This window comes from Bradyrhizobium sp. SZCCHNGR1005, from assembly GCF_032489995.1.
In the GTDB taxonomy this organism is placed as follows: domain Bacteria; phylum Pseudomonadota; class Alphaproteobacteria; order Rhizobiales; family Xanthobacteraceae; genus Bradyrhizobium.
The window spans coordinates 515,235-541,030 of record NZ_JAUEZC010000002.1 but is presented as its reverse complement, the minus strand read 5'-3'; the positions used below and the strand labels follow the sequence as shown (position 1 = coordinate 541,030).

The window sequence follows — 25,796 nt, the reverse complement described above, 5'->3', positions numbered from 1 at the left end:
TTGACGCCGCGGCGACGCGCGGGGGCCGCTCACGGCCGCAATCTCGGCGCACGATCCTTGATCGGGCGCATGGCTGCCTCCCCGTCGAAGGTCCAACTTGTCTTTACTTGTCGGTGCCGGTTACGCGGACGCATAGTGGCAATAACGACGGCTTGCGCAGTGCCGATCTGCAAGCCGCAGGGTGGAGGATTAAATGTCCGAGAAGATCTACGACGTGTCTGCCGATTGGGCGAAACGCGCCTTCATCAACGACGCGAAATATCGCGAGATGTACGCCCGCTCCATCTCCGATCCGAACGGCTTCTGGGCCGAGCAGGCCAAGCGCGTCGACTGGTACAAGGCGCCGACGAAGATCGAGCACACCTCGTTCGCGCCCGGCAACATCTCGATCAAATGGTTCGAGGATGGCGTTCTGAACGCCGCCTACAACTGCATCGACCGCCATCTCGCCACCCGCGGCGACCAGACCGCGATCATCTGGGAGGGCGACGATCCGTCGCAGAGCCGCCACATCACCTATCGTGAGTTGCACGACGAAGTCTGCAAGATGGCCAACATCCTGCGGAACCGGAACGTCAAGAAGGGCGACCGCGTCACCATCTACCTGCCGATGATCCCGGAAGCGGCCTATGCCATGCTGGCCTGCGCGCGGATCGGCGCGATCCATTCGGTGGTGTTTGCGGGCTTTTCCCCGGACAGCCTTGCCCAGCGCATCAAGGACTGCCAGTCCAAGATCATCATCACCGCGGATGAGGGCCTGCGCGGCGGCAAGAAGGTGCCGCTGAAGGCCAATGTCGACGCCGCCCTGAACAAGGTCGAAGGCGTCGATTGGGTGGTCGTGGTCAAGCGCACCGGCGGTCATGTCGAGATGAAGCCGAGCCGCGACTTCTGGTATCACGAGGCCGCCGAGGTCGTGACGACGGAGTGCCCGTGCGAGCATATGCACGCCGAGGACCCGCTGTTCATTCTCTACACCTCAGGCTCGACCGGCCAGCCCAAGGGCGTGCTGCACACCACCGGCGGCTATCTGGTCTATGCCTCGATCACGCACCAATACGTGTTCGACTATCATGATGGCGATATCTACTGGTGCACGGCCGATGTCGGCTGGGTCACCGGCCACAGCTACATTCTCTATGGGCCGCTGGCGAATGGCGCGACCACGCTGATGTTCGAAGGCGTGCCGAACTATCCGGACAACTCCCGTTTCTGGAACGTGATCGACAAGCACAAGGTCAACATCTTCTACACCGCGCCGACCGCGATCCGCGCGCTGATGCAAGGCGGCGACGAGCCGGTGAAGAAGACCTCGCGCGCGAGCCTGCGGCTGCTGGGTTCGGTCGGCGAGCCGATCAATCCGGAAGCCTGGGAATGGTATCACCGCGTCGTCGGCGAGGACCGCTGCCCGATCGTCGATACCTGGTGGCAGACCGAGACCGGCGGCATCCTGATCACGCCGCTGCCGGGCGCGACCAAGCTGAAGCCGGGATCGGCGACGTTGCCGTTCTTCGGCGTGGTGCCGGAGATCGTCGATGCCGAGGGCAAGACGCTGGAAGGCGAGGCGACCGGCAATCTGTGCCTGACGCGCTCCTGGCCCGGACAGATGCGCACCGTCTATGGCGATCACGCCCGCTTCGAGATGACCTATTTCTCGACCTACAAGGGCAAGTACTTCACCGGCGACGGCTGCCGGCGCGACGCCGACGGCTATTACTGGATCACCGGCCGCGTCGACGACGTCATCAATGTCTCTGGCCACCGCATGGGTACCGCCGAGGTCGAGAGCGCGCTGGTGGCGCATCCCAAGGTCTCGGAAGCCGCCGTGGTCGGCTATCCCCATGACATCAAGGGCCAGGGCATCTACGCCTATGTGACTCTGATGGCAGGTGAGCAGCCGAGCGAGGAGCTGCGCAAGGAACTCGTGGGCTGGGTCCGCAAGGAGATCGGTCCGATCGCCTCGCCGGATCAGATCCAGTTCGCGCCAGGCCTGCCGAAGACCCGCTCGGGCAAGATCATGCGCCGTATCCTGCGCAAGATCGCCGAGGACGAGCCGGGTGCGCTCGGCGACACCTCGACGCTGGCCGATCCCGCCGTGGTCGACGACCTCGTCACGCACCGGCAGAACCGCAAGGAGAAGCAGGCCTGAGACCGGGCCTCCTGCTCACGATTTCGGCCTCGCGCGGCAATTTCCGCGCGAGTGTTGTTTTTGAATCATTTACTTTAGGTTGAAAATCTTCATTCCTCGACCCCGCCGAGCTGTCGCGCGGAAACCAGCTGGTAAACGCGGTTCGGCAAAATCTCTGCGCGTTCGGGGCGGTCGGCCTTGCAGGTGTTGGCGCGTCTTGAAATTCCCGGACGCGAGGGCGCGCCGAGGCAAAGGGGCGAGCGACGATGCTGAAGGGAATTGCGGTGACGCTGGCCGTCACCATCGGGGCGGGACTTGCGGCGACGGGTGCGGCCGAGGCGCGGCCGGAGCTGGTAGGGATGAGCGGCCAATATTCGCCGGGTACGATCGTGGTGAGGACCCACGAGCGCCATCTCTACCTCATTCTCGATGGCGAGCACGCCATGCGCTATCCGGTCGGCGTCGGCAAGGCCGGCAAGCAGTGGGCGGGCACCACCTCGATCGAGGGCAAGTACAGATACCCGGCCTGGGCGCCGCCCGCCGACGTCAAGCGCGACAAGCCGAACATTCCCGACGTGATTCCGGGCGGCTCGCCGCGGAATCCGATGGGAGTCGCGGCAATGACCTTGGCCGGCGGCGAATATGCGATCCATGGCACCAATTTGCCGAACTCGGTGGGCGGCTACGTGTCTTATGGTTGCATCCGGATGCTGAACGCCGACATCACCGACCTCTATGATCGCGTGTCGATCGGGACCACGGTCGTGGTCGCGCAATAATCGCTTGCGCTGGGGCTCCGGCGCCAGGCTCAAAAGTCGGAGGCGATGCCCTTGCGCTCCCAGTCGCCGTAGCGGGTCGGCTCCGGCCCCTTGGGGCCTTGCAGCTCCCTCGGCATGGCCTTGGCGTGCTCGGCGGCCTGCCGCCGCCGCTCCTCGGCCTCGGCGAGCGCGCGCTGGGCGGCGGGCGTCAGGGGCTTGCGTGCGGTATCGCCGGGAGGTGCCGCCGGCGTGGAAGGATGGTCGCTCATGGTGTCGTGTCCCGCTTGAACCGGCTTGCGGCCGATATCATCAGATCGTGTGCCCGGAGGTGAAGTGACAGGGTTAAAATAGCAGAGCGGCTTCTTATATTCGGCATATTCCCGTGGCAGAGGTGCCGACAGCTCTCATTGGCATGCGCCGGATCGCCCGCGGAACTGCCTTCTTTTTCTGCGAGTGACGCTCCAGCATGCCTCCACCGCGATTTGCGACCCCCTCCGAAGTGCCCGGCTTGGCCGCACGGCGGATCGCAGCAGACGTTATCGACGGGGTTTTACACAAACATCGGACGCTGGACGACCAGCTCGACGGCGCCGGCGCACACCCGGGCCTGAAGCAGCTCGCCGACCGGGACCGCGCCCTGATGCGTCGCCTGGTGGCGACCACTTTGCGCCGGCTGGGCACGCTCGGCCATCTCTTGTCCCGCCTGCTCGATCGCGGCGTTCCGACCGATGCGCCGCGGGCGCAGAGCGCGCTCTTGATCGGGGCTGCCCAGATCCTCTGGATGGACGTGCCGGACCATGCGGCGGTCGACCTCTCGGTGCGGCTGGTCCAGGCCGACCGGCGCGCGGCGAAATATGCGGGCCTCGTCAATGCGGTGTTGCGCCGTTGTGCCCGCGAAGGTGCAGGCATCGTCGAGGAGGTCAAAGGCCAGGCGCTCGACGTCGCGCCCTGGCTCCTGAAGCGCTGGATCGCTCATTATGGCGAGGCGACCGCGAAGGACATCGCCGCTGCGCTCGGTAACGAGCCCTCGCTCGATCTCACGGTCAAATCCGAACCCGCGCAGTGGGCCGCGCGCCTCCATGGCGAGGTATTGCCGACCGATACCGTCAGGACGCTCCTGCATGGTTCGGTGACCGTGCTGCCGGGCTTTGCCGAGGGGCAGTGGTGGGTGCAGGACGCCGCTGCGGCGCTGCCGGCTCGGCTGTTTGGGGATGTCGCCGGCAAGAGCGTGGCCGATCTTTGCGCGGCGCCGGGCGGCAAGACCGCGCAGCTCGCGCATGGCGGCGCCCGAGTGACCGCGGTCGACCGCTCCCCCGGCCGCATGGCGCGCCTCAAGGACAACATGACCCGGCTGCAACTCGAGATCGAATCGGTCGTCGCCGATGCCGCGGAGTGGCAGCCGGCGGGCGACAGCTTCGACGCCATTCTGGTCGATGCGCCCTGTACCTCCACCGGCACGATCCGCCGCCATCCGGATGTCGGCTGGCTTCGCCAGGAGCAGGAGATCGCGGCCTTGTCCGTCTTGCAGAAGCGCCTGCTGCACAAGGCGATGAGCCTGCTGAAGCCGGGCGGGACGCTGGTCTACTGCACCTGTTCGTTGGAGCCGGAAGAGGGCGAACAGATGGTTGAGAGCTTTCTCGCCGGCGAGAGCGGGCTTCGCCGCATACCTGTCACACCTGGCGAGGTGGCGGGATTGAGCGAGATCGTGACGCCGGCCGGCGATTTGCGCACGCTGCCCTGCCATCTGCCGCATCAGGATCCCCGGCTCGGCGGGCTCGACGGCTTCTACGCGGCCCGGCTCGAACGGCGCAGCTGAGCTGCGCTGGCGTTTACCAGGTATGGAACTGCTGGCGGTAGCGTGGTCTGGGTGCTAGAATGAAACCCTTAGTTAAATCCTGATTTTGCACCAGATTTTTGCGCTGACCGGCAGCTTTCGGCGAGGCCGAAATGGTGCATCAGCGGCATTTCCGATCTAGTAAGGCTTCGCTGAAGATTCCTCCTCACCTCAAGGCAAGGCGTGTCCGCCGCTCAGACGAGACGCATATCGACGCTGGTTTTGGGCCGCTTCGCGCGCAGCCTGATGGCGCATGCGAGCGGCCTCGCGGTGTCTTTGTCTGCCTTGTGGCCGGGCCGCGCCGACCGGCTCATCATCGCCCCACATGATCTGCGGACGGCGGATGCAACCCGTGCTGCGGAAATCTACGCCGGTCGTTTCGTGTTCGCCGGCAAGATCGTCACCTGCCATGGTCGCTCGATCTTCGACCTCGAGCCGCCCTCGGAGGATTGGGAGGTGGCGCTGCTCGGGTTCGGCTGGTTGCGGCATCTGCGTGCCGCGGACACCGCCCTGACCCGTGCCAATGCCCGTGCTTTGGTCGACGACTGGATCACCAATCAGATCGGCCGGCACCCCGTCAGCCGCCGCGCCGATGTGTTGGCGCGCCGAGTGATCTCGCTTCTGTCGCAGGCGCCCCTGGTGCTTGCGGATTCCGACGGCAAATTCTATCGCCGCTATCTGCGTGGCCTCGCCCGAGAGATCCGCTACCTTCGCTATGGCACGATCGATATCCCCGATGGGGTGCCGCGGCTGCAGGTATCGATTGCGCTGTGCTATGCGGCCTTGTGCCTTGCCAATCAGTCCAAGCAGATCCGCGGCACCAGCCGCAAACTTTCCGACGAACTGCAGCGCCAGGTCCTGCCCGATGGCGGCCACGTCTCCCGCAATCCCGGCGCGCTGATCGATCTTCTGATCGATCTGCTGCCGCTGCGGCAGACCTTCGCCGCGCGTAACATCGCGCCGCCACCGGCGCTCCTGAATGCGATCGACCGCATGATGCCGATGCTGCGGTTCTTCCGCCACGGCGACGGCAACATGGCGCTGTTCAACGGCATGGGCGCGACGCCGTCCGACCTCCTGGCGACGCTGCTCGCCTATGACGACACCTACGGCACCCCGATGGCGAGCATGCCGCATTCGGGGTTCCAGCGGCTGGATGCCGGCGCCATGACGGTGATCGTGGATACCGGACTGCCGCCGCCGCCGCATCTCAGCCACGACGCCCATGCCGGCTGTCTTGCTTTCGAACTGTCGTCCGGCATCTGCCGCATCGTCATCAATTGCGGCATGCCTTCCAACGGCCGCGACAACTGGCGGGCGTTTGCCCGCAGCACGGTGGCGCATTCGACCCTGACCTATCACAACACCTCGTCCTGCCAGTTCGTCGAGATGTCGGCAGTGAAGCGGCTCCTGCATGGCGCGCCGATCGTATCCGGGCCAACCCGCGTGGAAAATCTGCGGGAGGCAGTGGCCGAAGGCACCGTGCTGTCGACCTCGCACAATGGCTATGCCGCCAAGTTCGGCTTGATCCACCGCCGCGTCCTGATGGTGGCCGACGATGGAGCGCGGCTCGACGGCGAGGACACGGTCACTCCGGCGCAGGGCGCGCGCCTGCGTGGTGGCGGTTCCGATTATACGATCCGCTTTCACTTGCATCCCGCGGTGAAGGCCAGCCGGCTCAGCGACGGCCGCGGCGCCATGCTGGTACTGCCCAACCGCGAGGTCTGGACCTTCGAGACCATGGACGATGACCGCATCGACCTCGAGGACAGCGTCTTCCTGGCCGGCAATGACGGTCCGCGCCGGACCACTCAGATCGTGATCCGGCAGGAGGTGCGCCAGACGGACTCGATCCGCTGGAGCTTCGTGCGCTCGTCGGCGTCGCCTGCCGAGACCAGTGCGCGGCGGAATGCGCGGCGCGAGCCGGAATTGCCGCTCTGAATGATGGCATCGCCGGTGCCCGTTGTCGCGGACGCCAAAAGCTGATAAGGACTCGGCTCTCGCGCGACTGGCGACTTTGGATGGAGCACCATCGGGGAGCGCGGGTTGGACCGCCGTGCGCCTGGGCAAATTGAACTCCTGCAACAGGACTCTGCCCATGACCGACCAGCTTCGCCGCGTAACCCGCGCGCTTCTTTCCGTTTCCGACAAGACCGGCCTCGTCGATTTCGCCCGTTCGCTCGCCGCCGGTGGCGTCGAGCTGGTGTCGACCGGCGGCACCGCGAAGGCCATCGCCGCAGCCGGCCTGAAGGTGGCCGATGTGTCCGACCTCACCGGCTTCCCCGAGATGATGGATGGACGGGTCAAGACCCTGCATCCGAAAGTCCACGGCGGACTGCTCGCCATCCGCGGCAACGCCGAGCATGTCGATGCGATGAAGAAGCATGGCATTGCGCCGATCGATCTCCTGATCGTCAATCTCTATCCGTTCGAAGCCACGGTCGAGAAAGGCGCCGACTTCGCCGACTGCATCGAGAACATCGATATCGGCGGCCCGGCGATGATCCGCGCTGCGGCCAAGAACCATGACGATGTCGCGGTCGTCGTTGACGTGCAGGATTATCAGGCGGTGCTGGATGAGCTTGCCCGACATGATGGCGCGACCACGCTGCTGCTGCGCCGGAAGCTTGCGGCGAAAGCCTATGCGCGCACCGCGGCCTACGACGCTGCGATCTCCAACTGGTTCAACGCGACGATCCAGAACGATAAGCCGGATTATCGCGCCTTCGGCGGCCGTCTGATCCAGGCACTGCGCTACGGCGAAAACCCGCATCAGCAAGCGGCCTTCTATGCGCTGCCCGGCCGGCGGCCCGGCGTCGCTACGGCGCGCCAGCTTCAGGGCAAGGAACTCTCCTACAACAACATCAATGACACCGATGCGGCCTATGAATGCATCGCCGAGTTCGATCCGGCGCGCACTGCGGCCTGCGTCATCGTCAAGCACGCCAATCCTTGTGGCGTCGCCGAGGGGCCGGATCTCGTCACCGCCTATCAGAAGGCATTGGCCTGCGACTCGACCTCGGCGTTCGGCGGCATCATCGCGATGAACCGGACCTTGGATGCCGAGACGGCCCGAGCCGTCACCGGCATCTTCACCGAAGTCATCATCGCGCCCGATGCAACGGAAGAGGCGATCGCGATCATCGCTGGCCGTAAGAATCTCCGCCTGCTGCTCGCAGGCGGCCTGCCCGACCCGCGCGCGCCTGGGCTAACTGCGAAAACGGTGGCGGGCGGTTTGCTGGTGCAGAGCCGCGACAATGCCGTGATCGACGACATGGCGCTCAAGGTCGTCACCAAGCGCGTGCCGACCGAGGCTGAGTTGCGTGACCTCCGCTTTGCCTTCCGCGTCGCCAAGCATGTGAAGTCGAACACCATCATCTACGCGAAGGATTCCGCCACGGTGGGCATCGGCGCGGGCCAGATGAGCCGGGTGGATTCGGCACGCATTGCCGCGCGCAAGGCGCTCGATGCAGCCGCCGAGCTGAAGCTTGCCGAGCCTTTGACGAAAGGCTCGGTGGTCGCGTCAGATGCGTTCTTCCCGTTTGCGGACGGCATGCTGGCCTGCATCGAGGCCGGCGCCACGGCTGTGGTTCAGCCCGGCGGCTCGATGCGCGACGACGAGGTCATCAAGGCCGCCGAGGAGCACGGGATCGCGATGGTGTTCACCGGGATCAGGCACTTCCGGCATTGACGCACTTCTATGTGCCCCCGCGAAAGCGGGGGCACATAGTCACGGGGCGGTCATCGTGGCAGCTGCGGCGTCGAACACCGGCGCTCGCTGATGGATGATGCAGTATGGCTCGCGCTCGTTCACGCGCTGGGCCGGGATGGTGAAGCGGGATTAACCCGCGCCAGCAGCGCCAGTCCGGCTGCGAAGAACATCACCAACACTGCCATGCCCGCTTTCTGGCTGGCAGTTGCCGCAGTGACGATGCCGATCAGCAGCGGGCCGATGAACGAGGTCACTTTCCCGGTCAGCGCGAACAGGCCGAAATATTGCGCGATGCGTTCTCTCGGCGCCATCCGGATCAGGAGCGAGCGCGATGCCGCCTGCAGCGGCGCGCCGCAGGTGCCGATCACACAACCGAGCAGGAGATAGGCGCGCTCGGGCGCGGATGCGAACAGCGCGCCGCCCGGCTCGGGTGGCCCGACCGGGATGAACAGGATCGAATGCCTGCTGACCGAGAGAATGCCGACGATGGCCGCGAGCAGTAGCGTCATGCTGCCGGTGATCACGGTCTTCGGGCCCAAGGCATCGTCGAGCTTGCCGCCGATCCAGCCACCAAAGGCGCCGGCAATCGCGAGGATGATGCCGAACGTGCCGATCTGGATCGTGTTCCAGCCGAAAGTGCCGGCGGCATAGATGCCGCCGAAGGCGAACAGCGAGACCAGCCCGTCGGTGTAGATCATGTTCGCAATCAGGAAGAGCGCAATCGCACGCTGTTGCGGTAGCGTGCGCAAGGTCTCCTTCAGCTCAGCCACTCCTTTGCGCAACGCCGGACCGAGCCGATGTCGCGCCGGATAATCCGGCGTGAACAGAAACATCGGCAGCACGAACACGACGAACCAGATCCCCGTCAATGGGCCAGAGATGCGATCGCCCTGATGACTGACGGGATCGAGGCCGAACAGAGGTTTCAGCCCGAACAAGGTGCGGCCGCTGTCAGGATTGGCGGCGAGGAAGCCGAGCACAAGAATGAGAGAGAGGATGCCGCCGATATAGCCGGTGGCCCAGCCGGTGCCGGACAGGCGTCCGATTCGCTCCGGCGGCACCAGCGTCGGCATCATCGCATTGTTGAATACGGTGGCGAATTCGACGCCGATCGTCGCGATCACATAAGCGATCAAAAGTGGAGTGATCAGTTCGGGCGCATGCGGCCGGCCGATCCACATCAGCGCCGAGCCGACCACCAGCATCGCACCGAAAGCTGCGATCCACGGCTTTCGCCGGCCGGTGGCGTCGGCGATCGCTCCGAGCACGGGCGACAGAACTGCAATGACAATGCCGGCGGCGGCCGTGGCGAAGCCCCACAGCGCTTGGCCGCTCGCCGGATCAGGCGCGACATGCGCGGCGAAATAGGGGGCGAAGACGAAGGTCATGATCAAGGTGAAATAAGGCTGGGCTGCCCAATCGAAAAAGATCCAGCTCACGACCGCCCTGGGCGGTGGATAGGTTCGCTGGACAGCCTCGTTGCCTGAGATCATTGAGGTCACAGTCATTCCAAAATGTCCTTCACGATCACGGCCTCGCGTTTTGCGCCGGGGCTTGAGGGCTATAGCATCCGTGGCGTTCACTGGATGTCAGCCGCGGCGGAATTTTGATGCTCTCTCTCACAATCAATCGACGGACAATCCTGGCAGGCATCGGCCTGCTCCTCGCCGGAGTGATCCCTGCAGCAGCGCTGGATGCCCAGCGTTACAGCCTGCATGCACCGCTGCCGTCGGGCGTGACAGCGCCGGTCCAACCGCCTGCTCATGGCATGGTGGTCGCGCAAGAGAAGATTGCGGCCTGGGTCGGGCAGGGCGTGCTTGCGCTCGGCGGCAATGCAGTCGATGCGGCGGTGGCGACCGGGTTTGCGCTGGCCGTCACTTATCCGACTGCCGGCAATATCGGCGGTGGCGGCTTCATGGTCATCCATCTGAAGCAGCGCAAAGAGGATATCGCAATCGACTACCGCGAGACGGCGCCGGGTGCTGCGACGCGCGATATGTTCCTCGGCGCCGACGGCAAGCCCGATAATGCGAAGTCGCGCGACTCGGCGCTGTCGATCGGCGTGCCCGGCACGGTCGCAGGCTTGGCGCTCGCGCTGGAAAAATATGGCTCGGGCAAGTTCACGCTGGCGCAGCTCGTCCATCCCGCCATTGTGCTCGCACGCGACGGCTTCGTGGTCGAAGGACACGTCGCGGATACGTTGCCATTATTTTATTCGAGGATCGGAAAGTGGCCGGCTTCAGCAAAGATCTTTGCAGGCGCGGACGGCACGCCGCTGCACGAGGGCGACAGGCTAGTCCAGAGCGATCTGGCCGCAACGCTCACCGCCATCGCCGAGCAGGGACCGCGCGGCTTCTACGAAGGTGCCGTGGCGGCGAAGCTGGCAAAAGCTGTGCAGGAGGCTGGTGGCATCATCGCGGTCGATGATCTGAAATCGTATCAACCCGTGATCCGGCAACCCGTGCGCGGCACATATCGCGGCTATGACATCGTCTCGATGCCCCTGCCGTCCTCCGGCGGCACTGTGCTGATCGAGACGCTGAACATCCTCGAAGGCTTTCACCTCGATGAACTGAAGCAGGGCTCGGCGGCCTCGCTGCACCTTTTGATCGAGGCGATGAAGCGCGCCTATGCCGACCGCGCGCGCTATCTCGGCGATCCCGCCTTCGTCGATGCGCCCGTTTCGGTGATGTTGTCGAAAGACTATGCGGCCAGGCAACGCGCGAGCATCGACCCGGATCGTGCGACGCCGGCCGATGCCGTGCTGCGCGTGGCGCCGTTGCGCGAAGGCAACAATACGACGCATTTTTCGGTGGTCGACAATGACGGTAACGCGGTCAGCAACACCTATACGCTGAATTTCCCATACGGGGTCGGACTTGTGGCCGATGGCACCGGCGTGCTGCTCAACAACGAGCTCGACGATTTCACCGCGGCGCCCGGCGCGTCCAATGCGTTCGGTCTTGTCGGCTTCGAGGCCAATCTGCCCGGACCAGGCAAGCGACCACTGTCATCGATGTCGCCGACCATCGTGCTGAAGGATGGCAATCCGGTGCTGGTGACGGGCTCGCCGGGCGGCAGCCGCATCATCTCGACCGTGCTGCAGGTGGTCGTCGACGTGCTGGATTATCATATGGACGTCGCCGCCGCTGTGGCCGCGCCGCGCCTGCATCATCAGTGGATGCCTGATGAGGTTCGGGTGGAGCGCGGCTTTCCCGAAGAGGTTCTTGCTGAGCTGAAAGCGAGGGGGCATCGGATTGTGGAGCCGATGGGCCAGACGTCGGCCAATTCGATCCTGGTGACCGCTGACGGTCTGATTGGTGCGTCCGACCCCCGCACGCGTGGCGCAACGGCAGCCGGACAGTAGCGCCATGCGCCGCTGGCCGGCTCCTCAAAGCTGTCGCTACCTGCCGACCGTATACGGTCCGCCCTTGTCCAGCGCCAGCTTGTAGGCGGGGCGCGCCTCGATGCGCGCCAGGAAATCCATCGCGCGCGGATGGCCCTGCTCCAACCCACCACGCGCCGCCGCCGCCTGCAGCGGAAAGCTCATCTGGATGTCCGCCGCGGTGAACTCGTCGCCGGCGAACCATTCGCTCTTCTGCAACTCGCTTTCCCAGAAGGCCATGTGCTGCTTGAGCTGCGGATTGACCAGCGTGGTCAGCGCCTGGTTCGACACCTTGCGCACCAACGGCCGCAGCAGAGCCGGAGCGCGCTTCGGCATCATGTTGAACAGCAGCTTCAACAACAGCAGCGGCATCGCCGAGCCCTCGGCGTAATGCAGCCAGTAGCTATAGCGCAGCCGTTCCGGTGTTTTCGGCGGCGGAATCAGGCGGCCGTTGCCATAGGTCTCGATCAGATATTCGACGATGGCGCCGGATTCGGCGATGGTCTGGCCGCTATCGGTAATGACCGGCGATTTGCCCAGCGGGTGGATCGCGCGCAGTTCCTTGGGGGCGCGCATATCCGGCTGGCGCTCATAGCGGATGATCTCATAGGGGACGCCGAGCTCTTCGAGCAGCCACAGCACGCGTTGAGAGCGGGAATTGTTGAGGTGGTGAACGGTCAGCATCGTGATCCCGGGGCCTTCGGATTCGCTGCCGTTCCCTAGCAGGCTGAATGCAATCCGGCGATCCATTCGCCACCGGTATTCTGGCGACATAATCACCCGGGTGATATTGATTTTATTTTATCCGGGTATTAATAGATGGCTCGTCAATGCCAATCCCAGCTGGGTCGTGAGGATGATCGAAACCTTTACTGTCTTCGAGGGCGCGCGCCGGCTTGCTACGGGCCCGCTCGCTGAAGTCGCCCTTGCGGTCAAACGCGCCGACGGCACGCATGCGCCGATCATGATCTTCAACGACCGGACCGGTCGCCCGGTAGATCTCGACCTGCGCGAAACTGGCGCAGCGGTCGCATCGCGTCTGCATGTCGAGGCACCCTCCGCCCCAGAGCCCGCGACCGTCGAGCCGCGTGGTCGGGGCCGACCCAGACTGGGCGTCGTTGCCCGTGAGGTGACGTTGTTGCCCCGTCATTGGGAATGGCTGAATGCGCAGCCCGGCGGCGCCTCGGTCGCCTTGCGCAAGCTGGTCGACGAGGCGCGCCGCACAAGCGGTGACAAGGATCGCGCGCGAGAAGCGCGCGACGCGGCCTATCACTTCATGTCGGCTATGGCCGGGAATTTCCCGCATTTCGAGGAGGCGTCACGCGCGCTGTTCGCCGACGACCTGCGTCGTTTCGCCGAGCTGATCGCGGACTGGCCTGCCGACATTCGCGATCACGCCATTGGGCTGGCCTATCGAGACCGTTCGCCCTAATAAGATACCACTTCCGGCCTATCCCCCGAGCCCGGCGCATTTTTGCTCTCACCTGCAGGACGTCCTCGTGTCGACTTCTCCGTCGCTCCGAAAATCCTTTCTCGTCTTTCTCGCGCCGATGATGCTCAGCAACATCCTGCAGGCGTTGTTCGGCACCATCAACAATGTCTATCTCGGGCAGATGATCGGCGTCGACGCGCTTGCGGCGGTGTCGGTGTTCTTCCCCGCGATGTTCTTCTTCATCGCCTTTGTCCTTGGGCTGGCTTCCGGCGCTGGCGTGCTGATCGGGCAGGCCTGGGGAGCCGGCCAAACGGACAAGGTGAAGACCATTGCCGGCACGACGCTGAGCCTGACCTTGCTGATGGCAGCCTTCATCGCGGTGCTTGGCGGACTGTTCGCGCGGCCGCTCCTGGTCGCGCTCGCGACGCCTGCAAACATCCTCGATGCCGCTGTCACGTACGCGCGCATCATGATGATTGCGATGCCGTTGACGTTCACCTTCATTCTGATCACGGCGCTGATGCGCGGCGTCGGCGACACCGTGACGCCGCTGATCGCGCTCGCGGTCTCGACCGTCATCGGGCTCGCACTCACGCCGATGCTGATCCGCGGTACGTTCGGCCTGCCGCAGCTCGGTGTATCCAGCGCGGCCTGGGCATCTGCGATCTCAAGCTTGCTCACCCTGATCTGGCTGCACGCGCATTTGCGCCGGCGCAAGCATCCGCTCGCCTTCGATGCCGCGTTCCGGCGTGGGATGTCGATCGATCCGCTCCTGCTGCGCATTGTGCTGCGGCTCGGCATTCCCGCGGCCATCAACATGATCGTGATGTCGCTCGCCGAAATGGTGCTGCTGGGCCTCGTCAACAGTTTCGGCTCGGGCGCGACCGCGGCCTATGGTGCCGTCAACCAGGTACTGGCCTATGTGCAGTTCCCGGCGATCTCGATCGCGATCTCGGTCTCGATCTTCGGCGCGCAGGCGATCGGCCGCGGCAATGCCGGGCAGATCGGCCGCATCGTGCGAACCGGGCTCGAGATGAATCTCGTGCTGACCGGCGGGCTCGTGGCAATCGCCTACCTGTTCTCCCGCACGCTGATGGGCTTTTTCATCACGGAGCCGCCTGTGCTCGAACTCGCGCAGCGCTCGCTGCACATCGTGCTGTGGAGCTCGGTTGTGTTCGGCATGGCGACGGCGTTCTCGGCCGCCATGCGCGCCAGTGGCACGGTGTGGATGCCGCTGCTGATCTCGATGCTCTCGATTGCAGCCATCGAGGTCCCGTCGGCCGTCGCACTGAGCTCCCAGCTGGGCCTGGACGGCGTATGGCTCGCCTATCCCATCACGTTTTCGGCGATGTTCCTGCTGCAGATGAGCTTCTATCTCCTGGTCTGGCGGAAGCGCACGATCAGCCGTCTGGTCTGATCCGCCCGGAGATGGTCATCATGTATGATGACTATCATAAAATGCTGGACGCGGTTGCGAGGCTGGATCAAGATGGGCCAAAATCAAGGTCTGGGGAGATCGCCCATGAGCCGGCCCGCGCCGCAATTCCTGTTCGATTTCGGCAGTCCGAACGCCTATCTCAGCCACCTGGCCATCCCTGCCATCGAGCGGCGGATCGGCATGAAATTCGAATATGTGCCGGTGCTGCTGGGCGGCATCTTCAAGGCGACCAACAACAGATCGCCCGCTGAGGCGTTCGCCGGGATCAAGAACAAGCGCGAGTTCCACGAGCTGGAGACGCGGCGTTTCCTGAAACGCTTTCAGGTCGAGCCCTATGTTTGGAATCCGTTCTTTCCAGTCAACACGCTGAACCTGATGCGTGCGGCCATTGCCGCGCAGCTCGAAGGCGTGTTCGATCCCTATGTCGAGGCGGCGTTCTTCCATATGTGGCGCGAGCCGAAGAAGATGGATGATCCGGAGGTCGCGATTGCCGCGATCACCTCATCCGGGCTGGATGGCACAAAGTTGTTTGCGCGCGCCCAGGAGCCGCAGGTGAAAGCGAAGCTCGTCGAAAACACTCAGCAGGCCGTTGAGCGCGGCGCTTTCGGCTCGCCGACCTTCTTCGTCGGCGGCGAGATGTTCTTCGGCAAGGAGCAGCTGCGCGATGTCGAAGAGATGATTATGGCGAAGTAGCGCTGTCATCGCGGGTACGTCGGCATGGACGTCATTCCGGGGCATCGCGCAGCGATGAACCCGGAATCCCGAGATGAGGCGCGAGATTCCGGGTTCGCGCTGACGCGCCCCGGAATAACAGGAGATCGAAATGCAAAAGCGTAACGCCACCGTCGCGGTCGTCGGGGCCGGCGACTATATCGGCGCCGAGATCGTCAAGAAGTTCGCCTCCGAGGGCTTCACCGTGTTCGCGGGCCGCCGTAACGGCGAGAAGCTCGAACCGCTCATCAAGGAGGTCGAGGCCGCAGGCGGCACGATCTTCGGTCGCTCGCTCGATGCCCGGAAGGAGGAGGAGACGACCGCCTTCCTCAACGACGCCGATAAGCACGCTCCGCTCGAGGTCGCGATTTTCAATGTCGGGGCCAACGTCAATTTCCCGATTCTGGAAACCACCGACCGCGTGTTCCGCAAAGTATGGGAAATGGCCTGCTGGGCCGGCTTCGTGACCGGCCGCGAGGCGGCGCGGCTGATGCTGCCGCGCGGACAAGGCAACATCTTCTTCACCGGGGCGACCGCTTCCCTGCGCGGCGGAGCCGGCTATGCGGCCTTTGCGTCCGCGAAGTTCGGTCTGCGTGCCGTGGCGCAATCGATGGCGCGCGAATTGATGCCGCAGAATATCCACGTCGCCCATCTCATCATCGATTCCGGGGTCGACACCGCTTGGGTGCGCGAGCGGCGGGCGCAGATTTGGGGTCAGGAGGCGCTCGACAACCCCGACCTCCTGATGCCGCCGGCGTCCGTCGCCGGTGCCTACTGGCAGCTCTACCAGCAGCCGAAGAGCGCTTGGACGTTCGAGCTGGAGATCCGGCCATTCGGCGAGAAGTGGTGAGTGGCGAATAGGGAGTAGCGAATGGCGAATGGAAGCCATCCCCATTCGCTACTCGCCATTGGCTATCCGTCGCGGCAGTATCCGGCGCTCGCAAGAACAGGATAAGATCCCATGCGCATTCTCGTGGTCGGTGCCGGCGCGATCGGCGGCTATTTCGGCGGCCGCCTGTTGCAGGCCGGCTGCGACCTCACGTTCCTGGTGCGACCGCGCCGTGCAGCCGAGCTCGCCTCGGCAGGTCTCGTGATCAGGAGCCCGGCCGGTGATGCCACGCTGCCCAATCCGGCGACCGTGCAAGCGGATACGTTGAAGCAGCATTTCGATGTCGTGCTGCTGAGCTGCAAGGCCTACGATCTCGATGACGCGATCGCGTCCTTTGCGCCCGCAGTTGGACCGCAGACTGCGATCATTCCGCTGCTCAACGGCATGCGCCATCTCGATGTGCTCGATGCGAGATTCGGACGCGACCACGTGCTCGGCGGGCTCTGCGCCATCGCCGCGACGTTGAACGAGAAGCGCGAGGTCGTGCAGCTGCAGCCGATGCAGTCGTTTGCTTTCGGCGAGCGCGCCGGCGGGATGTCCGACCGCGTCCGCGCCATCTTCGAGCTGTTCAAGCGCGGCAATTTCAATGCCGCCGCCAGCGAGCATATCCTGCAGGAGATGTGGGAGAAATGGGTGTTCCTGGCGTCGCTCGCTGCTTCGACCACGCTGATGCGCGCGCCTGTCGGGGTCATTCTCGCCGCGCCGGGCGGCAAGGAGTTTCTGCTCGGCATGCTCGATGAATGCAGCGCGGTGGCGGCCGCTGCCGGGTTTCCGCCCGCAGGGCCTTTTTTCCAGCGCGTCTCCGGCATGCTGACCACCGAGGGATCGCCGATGACGGCCTCGATGTTTCGCGATCTCAAGGCCGGCCTGCCGGTCGAGGCCGATCATGTGATCGGCGATCTCGTGGCCCGCGCAGACGCTGCGAAAGTCCCGGTGCCGAAGCTGCGCATCGCCTATACACAGCTGAAGGTATACGAGGCGCAGCGAGGATAGCTCAGTACGCTTTGCGTCCCTGCGGGGTGCGTCTGCACGGGACGACAGTCCCTGTGCTGCTACAAATGCGCGAGATAGTGCGCCAGCGCTTCGATCTCTTCGCCGCTCAGAGGGTAGGCAACGTCGGCCATCGCGGCTTGGCTGCCGCCGACGCGCAGGCCGCTCTTGTAGTCATGTAGCGCCTTGACGAGATATTCTTCGCGCTGGCCAGCAAGCCGCGCCACGCCCTTGGTTCCGGCATAGCTGTCGGTATGGCATGAGGCGCAGCGGCGGCCCGCAGCCGCCTGTGCACCTTTTTGCGATAGGTCGGGATTGTCATCCGGCGGCGCCTTTGGCGGCGTCAGCGAGGCGAAATAAGCGCCGAGATTGCGGATGTCCTCGTTGTTGAGTTGTTCGATGATCGGCTGCATCGCCTCGTTCTTGCGCGTGCCGGCGCGAAAGAACACCAGCTGCCATTGGATGAACTGGTCCTGCTGGCCCGCGAGCGAAGGGATGTTCTCGGTCTGTGAAATGCCGTTCTCGCCGTGGCAGCCGACGCAGAGCTCGGCCTTGGCCTTGCCGGCGGCGATGTCAGCGGCATGTGTGACGGAGTAGTCGGCTAGCAGGGCCGCCGTGACGAGCACGGCTTCGATCAGAGCCTTTCGCATATCCTTCCCCTCCACGCGTCAGCCCGGAAGCTTGTTTCCAGCTCTATCCGGGATGTCCCGGCAACGGGCGACGGCAGTCTTTGTTTGTGTGATGGGCCGCCCGCACCGACGGCCGTGTACCGTTCAAAACAAAGGCTGCGGCCGCCATAAGGCAGCCGCAGCCCCCAAATCTCTCAGATGATCACTTCTTCTCGTAGCTGATGCGGTAGATGGCGCCGGCCCAGTCGTCCGCCACCAGGATCGAGCCGTCCTTGGCAAGGACGATGTCGTCGGGACGGCCGAGATAGCCCTGATCACCTTCGATCCAGCCCGAGGCGAACACCTCCTGCTTAGCATTCTTGCCGTCAGGATCTGCGGTCACGCGCATGATCCGTGCGCCCTGATACTTGTGGCGGTTCCAGGAGCCGTGCTCGGCGATCAGGATGTTGTTCTTGTATTCGGCCGGGAACTGGTCGCCGGTGTAGAACTTCATCCCGAGCGGGGCAACGTGACTGCCGAGTTTGAGCACGGGCGGCGTGAACTCGGAGCATTGGTGGCCCATCGCGAACTTCGGATCCGGCAAGTCACCCTGGTGGCAATAGGGATAGCCAAAATGCTCGCCGATCTTGGCGATCATGTTGAGCTTGTCGCTCGGCAGATCATCGCTGATCCAGTCCCGCGCATTCTCGGTGAACCAGTATTTGCCGGTGCGCGGGTCGACGTCGCCGCCGACGCTGTTGCGCACGCCGAGCGCCCAGATCTCTGCATTGCCGGTGCGCGGATCGACACGGCGGATCTGCGCCACGCTGGTCGGTGGAATGCCGATGTTGAAGGGCGGGCCGAACGGGATGTAGAACCAGCCATCCTTGTCGACCGCAATATACTTCCAGCCATGCGCGGCATAGGACGGCATGTCGTCATAGACGACCTTGCCCTGGCCGAGATTGTCGAGATTGGCTTCGGCATTCTCGTATTTGACCAGCTTGTTGACCTCGACGACGTAGAGCGCGCCGTCCTGGAAGGCGACGCCGGTCGGCATGTTCAGTCCCTTCAGGACCGTCTTGACCTCGCGCTTTCCGCCCTTGTCGGTGATCGCGTAGACGTTGCCGAGCCCGAACGAGCCGACGAACAAGGTGCCCTTGTCGCCCCAGGCCATCTGGCGCGCCGCCAGCACGCCGGGTGCCCACACCTCGATCTTGAAGCCGTCCGGCAGCTTGATCTTCTTCACGATGTCGGCGAGTTCTGCCTCCGAGGCGCCGGTCGGCGGCCCGGATGGCGGCGCCAACCCCTTCTGTGCCTCGGTTTCATCGCCAAGGAACCAGTCATCCGGCGGATGCGTCCAGAATTCCTTGTTGCCGGACTCGTATTTCTTGAGCGGCCGGGCGGCGTCCGACTGCTGCGCGTAGCTCAGGCTGGTTCCGGCCAGAAGGCCGAAGGTCGCAAGCGCAAGAATGCTCCGGTGGAAAGCCGATGTCATCGCTTCACTCCCATCAGGCAGCTTCGATGCTGCCGCCATCATTTTTCGAAACGTGTCTTGAGACGTTCGTTGGTCCGCCAACTCAGTGGATCGGACAAAAAATGTTAGCACATCTTCCACGACTGAAAAGCGACCAGCCCCCCTGGCCGGTGCTCGTCCGTGAAAATTCACGTGGGCCGGCTTGGGCGCGTATCAAGCGGCTGGGTTGCCTCGCGATGCAACAAGCCTCGGATGCGGACGCAATGCCGCATCGCGATCACGTGGCGCTCACGAAACCCGTGGGCTCAGGTTTGGCCGTTATGCCCAAAGACACGCCATGCACCGCGAAACGTCGAGGCACGGTGTGCCCGGAAACGGGCTGAACCATGGAAACTCCGAGGATTCGGGCTTGGCATGCAAGTTGCGTCAGCTGCGGCATGTCCAAGCCCGAAACCCAGCTGAGCGTCCGCGGCGTCAGCAAATCCTTCCATGGCAAGCACGGCGAAGTCCGCGTGCTCGACGATTTGTCCTTTGACATCCACCAACGCGATTTCGTCAGCATCATCGGTCCATCCGGCTGCGGCAAGACGACGATCTTCAATATCATCGCCGGCCTGATCGAGGCCGATGCCGGCACCATGCATTATCGCGGCGCGCAGATCGGAAGCCTGCGCGGTCGCATCGGCTACATGATGCAAAAGGACCTCTTGTTTCCGTGGCGTACGGTGCTCGGCAACGTGCTGCTGGGCCTGGAGACTCGCGGTGTCATGCGCGACGCAGCGGAGACCAAGGCGCGGCAATATCTGAAGGACTTCGGCCTCGCCGGTTTTGAGAACGTCTATCCCAAGACGTTGTCGGGCGGTATGCGGCAGCGCGTGGCCTTGATCCGCACCCTGATCATGGATCCGGACATCCTGCTGCTCGACGAGCCGTTCTCGGCGCTCGATTACCAGACGAGGCTGTATCTCGAGGGCGTGCTGAAGGAGGCCGTCGAGACCTACCACAAGACCGTCATCCTGGTGACTCACGATATCGACGAGGCGGTGGCGCTGTCGAAGCGGGTGGTGGTGCTGAGTGGCCGGCCGGCGCGGGTGAAGGTCGTGCACGACATCGACATCGCGGCGCATTCACCGATTGCGGCGCGCGCCGATAGCCGCTTCTCCGGCTATTTCCATCAGCTCTGCGCCGAGCTCGACATCCAGACCGAGAAGACAGCGTGACCCTGACCCTCCCCAGCGCACCTTCGGCGACGAAATCGCGCGCGCGTATGCGACGCCGCAAGACTTTCGACACGATGCTCGGCCGCGCCGTCCTGCAGGCGTTGGCGGTGATTGCCTTCTTCGTGCTGTGGGAGCTTGGCGTTCGGCTCGGCCTCGTATCGGCATTCCTGGTCGGCTCGCCGCTTGGCATTTTCCAGAACGCCTTCCGCATGCTCGCCAGCGGAGACCTGATTTCCGATACCTGGACCACGCTGTTCGAAGCGCTGCTCGGCTTCGTGATCGGGACGATCGTCGGCTCCCTGCTAGGGCTGGCGCTGTGGTACTCCGTGTTCGTTGCCCGCCTGGTGGAGCCCTTCATCGTCGCCATCAACAGCGTGCCCAAGATCGCGTTGGCTCCGATCGTGGTGCTGTGGTTTGGAACCGGGCTCGTCTCGAAGGTCGCCTTGTCGGTGTCGCTGACCGCCATCGTCGCGCTGATCGCGGCCTATCAGGCCGCCAAGGATGCCGATCCCGACCTGCAGTCCCTGCTGATCTCGATGGGCGCCGACAAGCACCAGGTGTTTTTCAAGGCGGTGGCGCCGTCAACGTTGCCTTCCATCATCGCGACCTTCCGCATCAATATCGGCTTCGGCTTGGTCGGGGCCGTCGTTGGGGAATTCATCTCATCCCAGCGCGGGCTCGGTCACCTGATCTACACGGCTTCCAGCCTCTACGACCTCAACACGGTGTGGGTCGGCCTGTTCACGCTGATGATCGTGGGCTTTCTCCTTTACTACGTCATCGACATGATCGAGCGCACCAGCCTGCCGTGGAAGCAGGCCAGTGCGACGCAGCAGGTTCAGGTTTGATTTCCATGAGAAACGAACGGAGTATTTCGATGTCATTGCTGACGCGTGCCGCCAAGGCGGCTGCGCTGATCTCGCTGCTGCTTGCTTCGCCGGCACTCGCCGAGAACAAGAAGGTGACGCTGAGCCAGGCGTTCCAGTCGATGCTATACTTGCCGCTCTATGTCGCGATCGACGAAGGTTTCTTCACCCAGCAGGGCCTGGATCTGACCAAGGAGACCGCCGGCGCGCCGACCGTGGCGTTGTCCGCCGTGATCTCCGGCAGCGCGCAATTCTCGATCCACGGGCCGGAATGGACCGCGATCGCAGCCTCCAAGGGAGCGCCGGTCGGCATCATCGCCAACGTCGTCAACGGCGCCGCCGTGTGGATCGCGACCGCGCCGGATTTCAAGTTCGATGGCATCAAGGACGTCAAGGGCCAGAAGGTCGTCACCGGGTTGATGCCGACCACCTCGACCTCGCTCTTCATGAAGCTGTTGAAGGAGAACGGCATGGATCCCAAGACCGACGTCGACCTGATCCAGGTCGCGATCGGCAGCGAACCCGGGCCGTTCGTCGCCAAGCAGGCCAATGTGGCCGTGATGTATGAGCCGGGGCTGGACCAGGCGGTCGCGAAAGGCATGAAGGTGGTGTTCGGCTTTCCCAAAGCCTATGGCGCCTACGCCTTCTCGGCGGTGACTGCGCGCAACGACGTCGATCCCGATACGGCGCAGCGCGTCGTCAATGCGATGGAAATGGCGATGCGCTTCATGGCCAAGAACGAGGCTAAGACGGTTGAGATCGCCAAGAAGGAATTTCCGTCGCTCGAGCCGGCGGTGGTGGAAGCCGCGGTCAAGCGCATGTTGGCGGACGGCGTCTATCCGCCGAGTGTCGATATCACGCCGGACGCGCTGAAGGTCGCGATGGATACCCAGATTGCGCTCGGCAATCTGGCCAATCAGCCTGACTATAAGAGCTTTGTGGTGCGGAAGTACATCGAGCCCGCTCTGTCGATGAAGTAAGTAGCCTTTCTTGGCTGCGCGTCTCGGGATGCGTTATGCTGCGCTGTCTCGAATGTCCGTGGGAAATTGCCATGACCGAACAACGCGCCTTGCCTGCCCCGAAAGCCGGCGCAGGCGTCCTTGATCTGTTGCGTCAGTTCAGAGCCGATCCATCCGCGTCAGAGACCTATGCGGCCGATTGCCTGGCGCGGACAAAGCTGATCGAGCCGCGCCTGAAGGCGTTCGAATATCTGGCGAGGGACGTTGCGCCGCATCGTGGGCCGCTGGCCGGCATTCCGGTTGCGATCAAGGATATCATTGCCACGCACGACATGCCGACCACCAATGGCTCGCCGATCTACCGGGACCACGTTCCCGCGGCGGACGCCTGGGTGGTCGAGCGTTTGCGCAATCTCGGCGCGACGATCTTCGGCAAGACGGTTTCGACCGAATTCGCCTGGCGCCATCCGGGTCCCACGGTGAACCCCTGGAATGTCGCGCACACGCCGGGCGGCTCCTCGTCCGGCTCGGCGGCGGCAGTGGCGGCCGGCCTCGTGCCGCTGGCGCTGGGCTCGCAGACGCTCGGCTCGGTGATCCGTCCCGCCGCCTTCAATGGCGTGGTCGGCTTCAAGCCGAGCTTCGGTGCGATTCCGCGCGTCGGTGTGCACCCCTTGAGCCCGTCGCTCGATCATGTCGGTTTCTTCGCGCGCAGGGTCGATGACGTCGCGCTCGCACTTTCGTTGCTCGCCGGCACGAACGATGGCGACATTCACGGTCGGCCGCTGCCGTCCTTCGAAATCGATATCGACGAGGGCGTCATCGCGATGGACAAGCCGCGGCTCGCCATTGTGCGCTTCGCCAAATGGGAGCGCGCCGAGCCGGAGCAGCAGGCGCTGTTCGGCGCGGTCATCGACAAGCTGCGTAGCGCGGGCGCCGTGCTGGAGGTGCTCGAACTGTCCGCCCTCGACGCCGTGAATTGGACCGCGATCAACACCATCATGCTGAGCGAGGCCACGGTCATCTTTTCGGATCTGATCGCGCGTTATCCCGATCGCGTCAGCGACGTCTTGAAATCCCATGTCGAGTCCGGGAAAGGGAAATCCGCGATGGACTACCTGATCGCGAAAGCAGTCCAGGAGGAGCGGCGCGCGGCGTTGGACACCGAGTTGGAGGGCTTCGATGCCGTGTTGACGCTGCCCGCTTTCGGCGAGGCCCCGCAGGGCCTGCATTGGACCGGCGATGCCGAATATTGCGCCCCCTGGACCTTCCTTGGTGCGCCGGCCGTGTCGCTGCCCGCCGGCTTCGGCCGGAACGGCCTGCCGCTTGGCATTCAGATCGCCGGCCGTTACCGCGAGGATGTCCGTGTCCTTCGCGCTGCAAAATGGGTCGAATCAGCCCTCGCCTTCGATCCGGGCCTGCCGCCGATCCTGGATTAGCGCAGCAGCCCCTGCGACAAACCCCATTGGCTGCGGCAGGGCCGGCGCGCTAAAACGCCATAATGACCGTAACCGACATCGCGAGCAGGACCTACAATCACAATTGGCGCCTCGACCCGATCGTGCGCAGCCTGCTCGATACCGATTTTTACAAGTTGTTGATGATGCAGATGATTCGGGAGTTCTACCCGAATCAGAAGGTGACCTTTTCCGTCATCAACCGCACCAAGCGGGTGCGGCTTGCCGACATCGTCGACGAGGGTGAGCTGCGCGCCCAGCTCGACCACGCCCGCACCATCCGGTTCACCAAGAAAGAGCTGATCTGGCTTGCCGGTAACACGTTCTACGGCAAGACCCACATGTTCGCGCCGGATTTCATCGCCTGGCTCGGGAGCTTCCGGCTGCCCGAATATGAGCTGCGCAAGGCGGAAGGCCAATACGAGCTGCATTTCCACGGCCCCTGGACCCACACCACGATGTGGGAGATCCCGGCGCTGGCGATCCTCAACGAGCTGCGGTCGCGGCAGGCGATGAAAGGGCAGGGGCGTTTCGCGCTTGATGTGCTGTTCGCGCGCGCCAAGGCGAAGCTGTGGACCAAGGTCGAGCGGCTGCGAAAAATCGAGGGCTTGCGGCTGTCCGATTTCGGTACTCGCCGCCGCCATGGCTTCCTGTGGCAGCGCTGGTGTGTCGAGGCCGTCAAGGAAGGTCTGGGCTCCTCCTTCACCGGCACCTCGAACGTTCTGCTCGCCATGGACAACGACCTCGAGGCGATCGGGACCAATGCGCACGAGCTGCCCATGGTCGCGGCGGCACTTGCGAAAGACGATGAGGAGCTGCGCTTTGCGCCCTATCGCATTCTCGATCAATGGCGGCAGACCTATGCCGGCAATCTCCTGATCGCGCTGCCCGACGCGTTCGGCAGCAAGGCTTTCATGCGCGACGCGCCGGATTGGGTCGCCGATTGGACCGGTTTCCGTCCCGATAGCGCGCCGCCGATCGAAGCCGGCGAGGAGATCATCGCCTGGTGGAAGGCGAAAGGCCGCGATCCCAGGCAAAAGCTGCTGGTGTTCTCGGATGCCATGGACGTCGAATCGATCGAAGCGATCCACCAGCGCTTTGCCGATCGGGTTCGGCTCTCCTTCGGCTGGGGCACCAACCTCACCAATGATTTTGTCGGCTGTTCGCCGGACGGCTCGGTCGATCTCGATCCGATCTCGCTGGTCTGCAAGGTCACGTCCGTTGACGGCCGGCCCGCCGTCAAACTCTCCGACAATCCGGAGAAGGCGACCGGCGATCCTGCCGAGATCGCCCGTTACCTGCGCGTGTTCGGCGATGCCGGCCGGGTCCGCATGCCGGTCTACGTATAGGTCGCGATAGCTCGGTGTGATTGCGCCAAGGCTGCATCATCCAACAATGTCACCGGACTTTGGATGTGGGCCGGCGCATGCGCGTTCGCTCACGCGATGGATGTATATGGTACAGGAGCTGTCGCGGTTTCATCGGCCCGCACGCCACGTGAAGGTCGCCGGGGATGCTTTCCGGTAGGCATGTCCGATGTCGCCCGATCGGCGGGCGATCCTCGCCATCAGCAAGGGCGGATCAGGAGGACGGCGGCTTCGCCAAGGCTCTTAAGGCCCGGAGAGGCACTGAGCGGACGTTTTTGATGGATAAAGCGCGATGGATCGCAGCGGGCTTTGGAGCGGGCGAAGGGGTTCGAACCCTCGACCCCGACCTTGGCAAGGTCGTGCTCTACCACTGAGCTACACCCGCATCCGTAATGTTGCGCCCAGTCGCGGCGGCAACGGGGAGACCTATGCCAAATGCCGCCGCGGAATGCAACAGGTCTGCGACACCTTTCGTCACCGTTTGGCGAAGGTCCCTGGCGCAAAATGGCCGAAAACAGTCGGAAAAGCCCGCTCCCGGCGGTATGAACGGGAACCGGTTGAAATTTCGCGG

The 25,796-nt window shown here is 63.9% G+C and carries 21 protein-coding genes, 1 tRNA gene and 1 riboswitch; of the genes, 16 read left to right on the top strand and 6 right to left on the bottom strand.

Annotated elements, in window-relative coordinates; all coding sequences use genetic code 11:
- The first annotated feature begins 193 nt into the window (after positions 1-193).
- Together acs and QXZ85_RS08605 are read left to right on the top strand one after the other, a co-directional pair.
- A complete protein-coding gene (gene acs / locus QXZ85_RS08610) occupies positions 194-2,146 on the top strand; it encodes an acetate--CoA ligase (RefSeq protein ID WP_315761568.1) in 1,953 nt (650 codons plus the stop codon).
- A 245-nt stretch (positions 2,147-2,391) separates the two neighbouring features.
- Positions 2,392-2,904 carry a L,D-transpeptidase gene (locus tag QXZ85_RS08605; protein WP_315702294.1) on the top strand — a complete coding sequence of 171 codons (513 nt, stop codon included), beginning with the start codon at positions 2,392-2,394 and terminating at the stop codon, positions 2,902-2,904.
- A 29-nt stretch (positions 2,905-2,933) separates the two neighbouring features.
- Here the strand turns inward: QXZ85_RS08605 and QXZ85_RS08600 are convergent, their stop codons facing one another.
- Positions 2,934-3,152 (bottom strand): DUF1674 domain-containing protein, encoded by a 219-nt coding sequence (locus tag QXZ85_RS08600; protein WP_315702295.1) that lies wholly within the window; start codon positions 3,150-3,152, stop codon positions 2,934-2,936.
- 197 nt (positions 3,153-3,349) lie between these two features.
- On the opposite strand from QXZ85_RS08600, the gene QXZ85_RS08595 reads away from it, so the two are divergent.
- The 3 genes from QXZ85_RS08595 to purH all read left to right on the top strand — a co-directional run bounded on the left by QXZ85_RS08595 (position 3,350) and on the right by purH (position 8,408).
- Positions 3,350-4,699, top strand: a complete 1,350-nt coding sequence (locus QXZ85_RS08595) for an RsmB/NOP family class I SAM-dependent RNA methyltransferase (protein WP_315702296.1) — start codon at positions 3,350-3,352, stop codon at positions 4,697-4,699.
- 264 nt (positions 4,700-4,963) lie between these two features.
- On the top strand, positions 4,964-6,658 hold the full coding sequence (locus QXZ85_RS08590) for a heparinase II/III family protein (RefSeq protein ID WP_315702297.1): 1,695 nt from the start codon (positions 4,964-4,966) through the stop codon (positions 6,656-6,658).
- 53 nt (positions 6,659-6,711) lie between these two features.
- Positions 6,712-6,792: riboswitch (ZMP/ZTP riboswitch) on the top strand.
- 23 nt (positions 6,793-6,815) lie between these two features.
- Complete coding sequence (gene purH, locus QXZ85_RS08585) at positions 6,816-8,408, top strand: bifunctional phosphoribosylaminoimidazolecarboxamide formyltransferase/IMP cyclohydrolase (RefSeq protein WP_316173931.1); 1,593 nt, start codon at positions 6,816-6,818, stop codon at positions 8,406-8,408.
- Between the two features lie 119 nt (positions 8,409-8,527).
- On the opposite strand, the gene QXZ85_RS08580 is transcribed toward purH, so the two are convergent.
- Positions 8,528-9,937: an MFS transporter gene (locus tag QXZ85_RS08580; RefSeq protein ID WP_315761573.1), complete on the bottom strand. Its 1,410-nt coding sequence runs from the start codon at positions 9,935-9,937 to the stop codon at positions 8,528-8,530.
- A gap of 101 nt (positions 9,938-10,038) precedes the next feature.
- On the opposite strand from QXZ85_RS08580, the gene ggt reads away from it, so the two are divergent.
- Positions 10,039-11,796, top strand: a complete 1,758-nt coding sequence (gene ggt / locus QXZ85_RS08575; RefSeq protein WP_315743588.1) for a gamma-glutamyltransferase — start codon at positions 10,039-10,041, stop codon at positions 11,794-11,796.
- A gap of 36 nt (positions 11,797-11,832) precedes the next feature.
- Here the strand turns inward: ggt and QXZ85_RS08570 are convergent, their stop codons facing one another.
- A complete protein-coding gene (locus QXZ85_RS08570; RefSeq protein ID WP_315702301.1) occupies positions 11,833-12,498 on the bottom strand; it encodes a glutathione S-transferase in 666 nt (221 codons plus the stop codon).
- 172 nt (positions 12,499-12,670) lie between these two features.
- Between QXZ85_RS08570 and QXZ85_RS08565 the strand changes: the two genes are divergently transcribed.
- From QXZ85_RS08565 to panE, 5 genes are all read left to right on the top strand, one after another.
- Positions 12,671-13,246 (top strand): DUF2239 family protein, encoded by a 576-nt coding sequence (locus QXZ85_RS08565; protein ID WP_315703144.1) that lies wholly within the window; start codon positions 12,671-12,673, stop codon positions 13,244-13,246.
- Between the two features lie 118 nt (positions 13,247-13,364).
- Complete coding sequence (locus QXZ85_RS08560; protein ID WP_409977725.1) at positions 13,365-14,663, top strand: MATE family efflux transporter; 1,299 nt, start codon at positions 13,365-13,367, stop codon at positions 14,661-14,663.
- 105 nt (positions 14,664-14,768) lie between these two features.
- On the top strand, positions 14,769-15,377 hold the full coding sequence (locus tag QXZ85_RS08555; RefSeq protein ID WP_315743585.1) for a 2-hydroxychromene-2-carboxylate isomerase: 609 nt from the start codon (positions 14,769-14,771) through the stop codon (positions 15,375-15,377).
- A gap of 130 nt (positions 15,378-15,507) precedes the next feature.
- On the top strand, positions 15,508-16,245 hold the full coding sequence (locus tag QXZ85_RS08550; RefSeq protein WP_315702304.1) for an SDR family oxidoreductase: 738 nt from the start codon (positions 15,508-15,510) through the stop codon (positions 16,243-16,245).
- Between the two features lie 111 nt (positions 16,246-16,356).
- On the top strand, positions 16,357-17,277 hold the full coding sequence (panE, locus tag QXZ85_RS08545; RefSeq protein ID WP_316173929.1) for a 2-dehydropantoate 2-reductase: 921 nt from the start codon (positions 16,357-16,359) through the stop codon (positions 17,275-17,277).
- A 59-nt stretch (positions 17,278-17,336) separates the two neighbouring features.
- Here panE and QXZ85_RS08540 read toward each other — a convergent pair whose 3' ends face one another.
- Both QXZ85_RS08540 and QXZ85_RS08535 read right to left on the bottom strand, forming a co-directional pair.
- Positions 17,337-17,924, bottom strand: coding sequence for a c-type cytochrome (locus QXZ85_RS08540; protein WP_316173927.1), 588 nt, complete (start codon positions 17,922-17,924; stop codon positions 17,337-17,339).
- 181 nt (positions 17,925-18,105) lie between these two features.
- Entirely contained in the window at positions 18,106-19,380 is a 1,275-nt protein-coding gene (locus QXZ85_RS08535) for a PQQ-dependent sugar dehydrogenase (protein WP_315702307.1), read from the bottom strand.
- A 416-nt stretch (positions 19,381-19,796) separates the two neighbouring features.
- Between QXZ85_RS08535 and QXZ85_RS08530 the strand changes: the two genes are divergently transcribed.
- From QXZ85_RS08530 to pncB, 5 genes are all read left to right on the top strand, one after another.
- A complete protein-coding gene (locus QXZ85_RS08530) occupies positions 19,797-20,579 on the top strand; it encodes an ABC transporter ATP-binding protein (RefSeq protein WP_315702308.1) in 783 nt (260 codons plus the stop codon).
- Entirely contained in the window at positions 20,576-21,427 is an 852-nt protein-coding gene (locus tag QXZ85_RS08525) for an ABC transporter permease (RefSeq protein ID WP_315702309.1), read from the top strand. Before QXZ85_RS08530 ends, QXZ85_RS08525 begins: the two co-directional genes overlap by 4 nt.
- Positions 21,428-21,456: 29 nt before the next feature.
- The gene (locus QXZ85_RS08520) at positions 21,457-22,425 is read left to right on the top strand and encodes an ABC transporter substrate-binding protein (RefSeq protein ID WP_315702310.1); all 969 of its coding nucleotides are present in this window, start codon (positions 21,457-21,459) and stop codon (positions 22,423-22,425) included.
- Between the two features lie 71 nt (positions 22,426-22,496).
- On the top strand, positions 22,497-23,840 hold the full coding sequence (locus tag QXZ85_RS08515; RefSeq protein ID WP_315702311.1) for an amidase: 1,344 nt from the start codon (positions 22,497-22,499) through the stop codon (positions 23,838-23,840).
- Positions 23,841-23,902: 62 nt separating this feature from the next.
- Positions 23,903-25,207, top strand: coding sequence for a nicotinate phosphoribosyltransferase (pncB, locus tag QXZ85_RS08510; protein WP_315702312.1), 1,305 nt, complete (start codon positions 23,903-23,905; stop codon positions 25,205-25,207).
- 328 nt (positions 25,208-25,535) lie between these two features.
- Here the strand turns inward: pncB and QXZ85_RS08505 are convergent.
- A tRNA-Gly gene (locus QXZ85_RS08505) sits at positions 25,536-25,610 on the bottom strand.
- Positions 25,611-25,796: the final 186 nt, after the last annotated feature.

Excerpts from the sequence above, each read along its gene's own strand:
- QXZ85_RS08540 (WP_316173927.1), bottom strand. The coding sequence starts at position 17,924 with ATGCGAAAGGCTCTGATCGAAGCCGTGCTCGTCACGGCGGCCCTGCTA.
- pncB (WP_315702312.1), top strand. The coding sequence starts at position 23,903 with ATGACCGTAACCGACATCGCGAGCAGGACCTACAATCACAATTGGCGC.
- QXZ85_RS08515 (WP_315702311.1), top strand. The coding sequence starts at position 22,497 with ATGACCGAACAACGCGCCTTGCCTGCCCCGAAAGCCGGCGCAGGCGTC.
- QXZ85_RS08605 (WP_315702294.1), top strand. The coding sequence starts at position 2,392 with ATGCTGAAGGGAATTGCGGTGACGCTGGCCGTCACCATCGGGGCGGGA.
- QXZ85_RS08555 (WP_315743585.1), top strand. The coding sequence starts at position 14,769 with ATGAGCCGGCCCGCGCCGCAATTCCTGTTCGATTTCGGCAGTCCGAAC.
- QXZ85_RS08595 (WP_315702296.1), top strand. The coding sequence starts at position 3,350 with ATGCCTCCACCGCGATTTGCGACCCCCTCCGAAGTGCCCGGCTTGGCC.
- QXZ85_RS08560 (WP_409977725.1), top strand. The coding sequence starts at position 13,365 with ATGATGCTCAGCAACATCCTGCAGGCGTTGTTCGGCACCATCAACAAT.
- QXZ85_RS08520 (WP_315702310.1), top strand. The coding sequence starts at position 21,457 with ATGTCATTGCTGACGCGTGCCGCCAAGGCGGCTGCGCTGATCTCGCTG.
- acs (WP_315761568.1), top strand. The coding sequence starts at position 194 with ATGTCCGAGAAGATCTACGACGTGTCTGCCGATTGGGCGAAACGCGCC.
- purH (WP_316173931.1), top strand. The coding sequence starts at position 6,816 with ATGACCGACCAGCTTCGCCGCGTAACCCGCGCGCTTCTTTCCGTTTCC.
- QXZ85_RS08535 (WP_315702307.1), bottom strand. The coding sequence starts at position 19,380 with ATGACATCGGCTTTCCACCGGAGCATTCTTGCGCTTGCGACCTTCGGC.
- panE (WP_316173929.1), top strand. The coding sequence starts at position 16,357 with ATGCGCATTCTCGTGGTCGGTGCCGGCGCGATCGGCGGCTATTTCGGC.
- QXZ85_RS08600 (WP_315702295.1), bottom strand. The coding sequence starts at position 3,152 with ATGAGCGACCATCCTTCCACGCCGGCGGCACCTCCCGGCGATACCGCA.
- QXZ85_RS08550 (WP_315702304.1), top strand. The coding sequence starts at position 15,508 with ATGCAAAAGCGTAACGCCACCGTCGCGGTCGTCGGGGCCGGCGACTAT.
- QXZ85_RS08590 (WP_315702297.1), top strand. The coding sequence starts at position 4,964 with ATGGCGCATGCGAGCGGCCTCGCGGTGTCTTTGTCTGCCTTGTGGCCG.
- QXZ85_RS08565 (WP_315703144.1), top strand. The coding sequence starts at position 12,671 with ATGATCGAAACCTTTACTGTCTTCGAGGGCGCGCGCCGGCTTGCTACG.
- QXZ85_RS08530 (WP_315702308.1), top strand. The coding sequence starts at position 19,797 with ATGTCCAAGCCCGAAACCCAGCTGAGCGTCCGCGGCGTCAGCAAATCC.
- ggt (WP_315743588.1), top strand. The coding sequence starts at position 10,039 with ATGCTCTCTCTCACAATCAATCGACGGACAATCCTGGCAGGCATCGGC.
- QXZ85_RS08570 (WP_315702301.1), bottom strand. The coding sequence starts at position 12,498 with ATGCTGACCGTTCACCACCTCAACAATTCCCGCTCTCAACGCGTGCTG.
- QXZ85_RS08580 (WP_315761573.1), bottom strand. The coding sequence starts at position 9,937 with ATGACTGTGACCTCAATGATCTCAGGCAACGAGGCTGTCCAGCGAACC.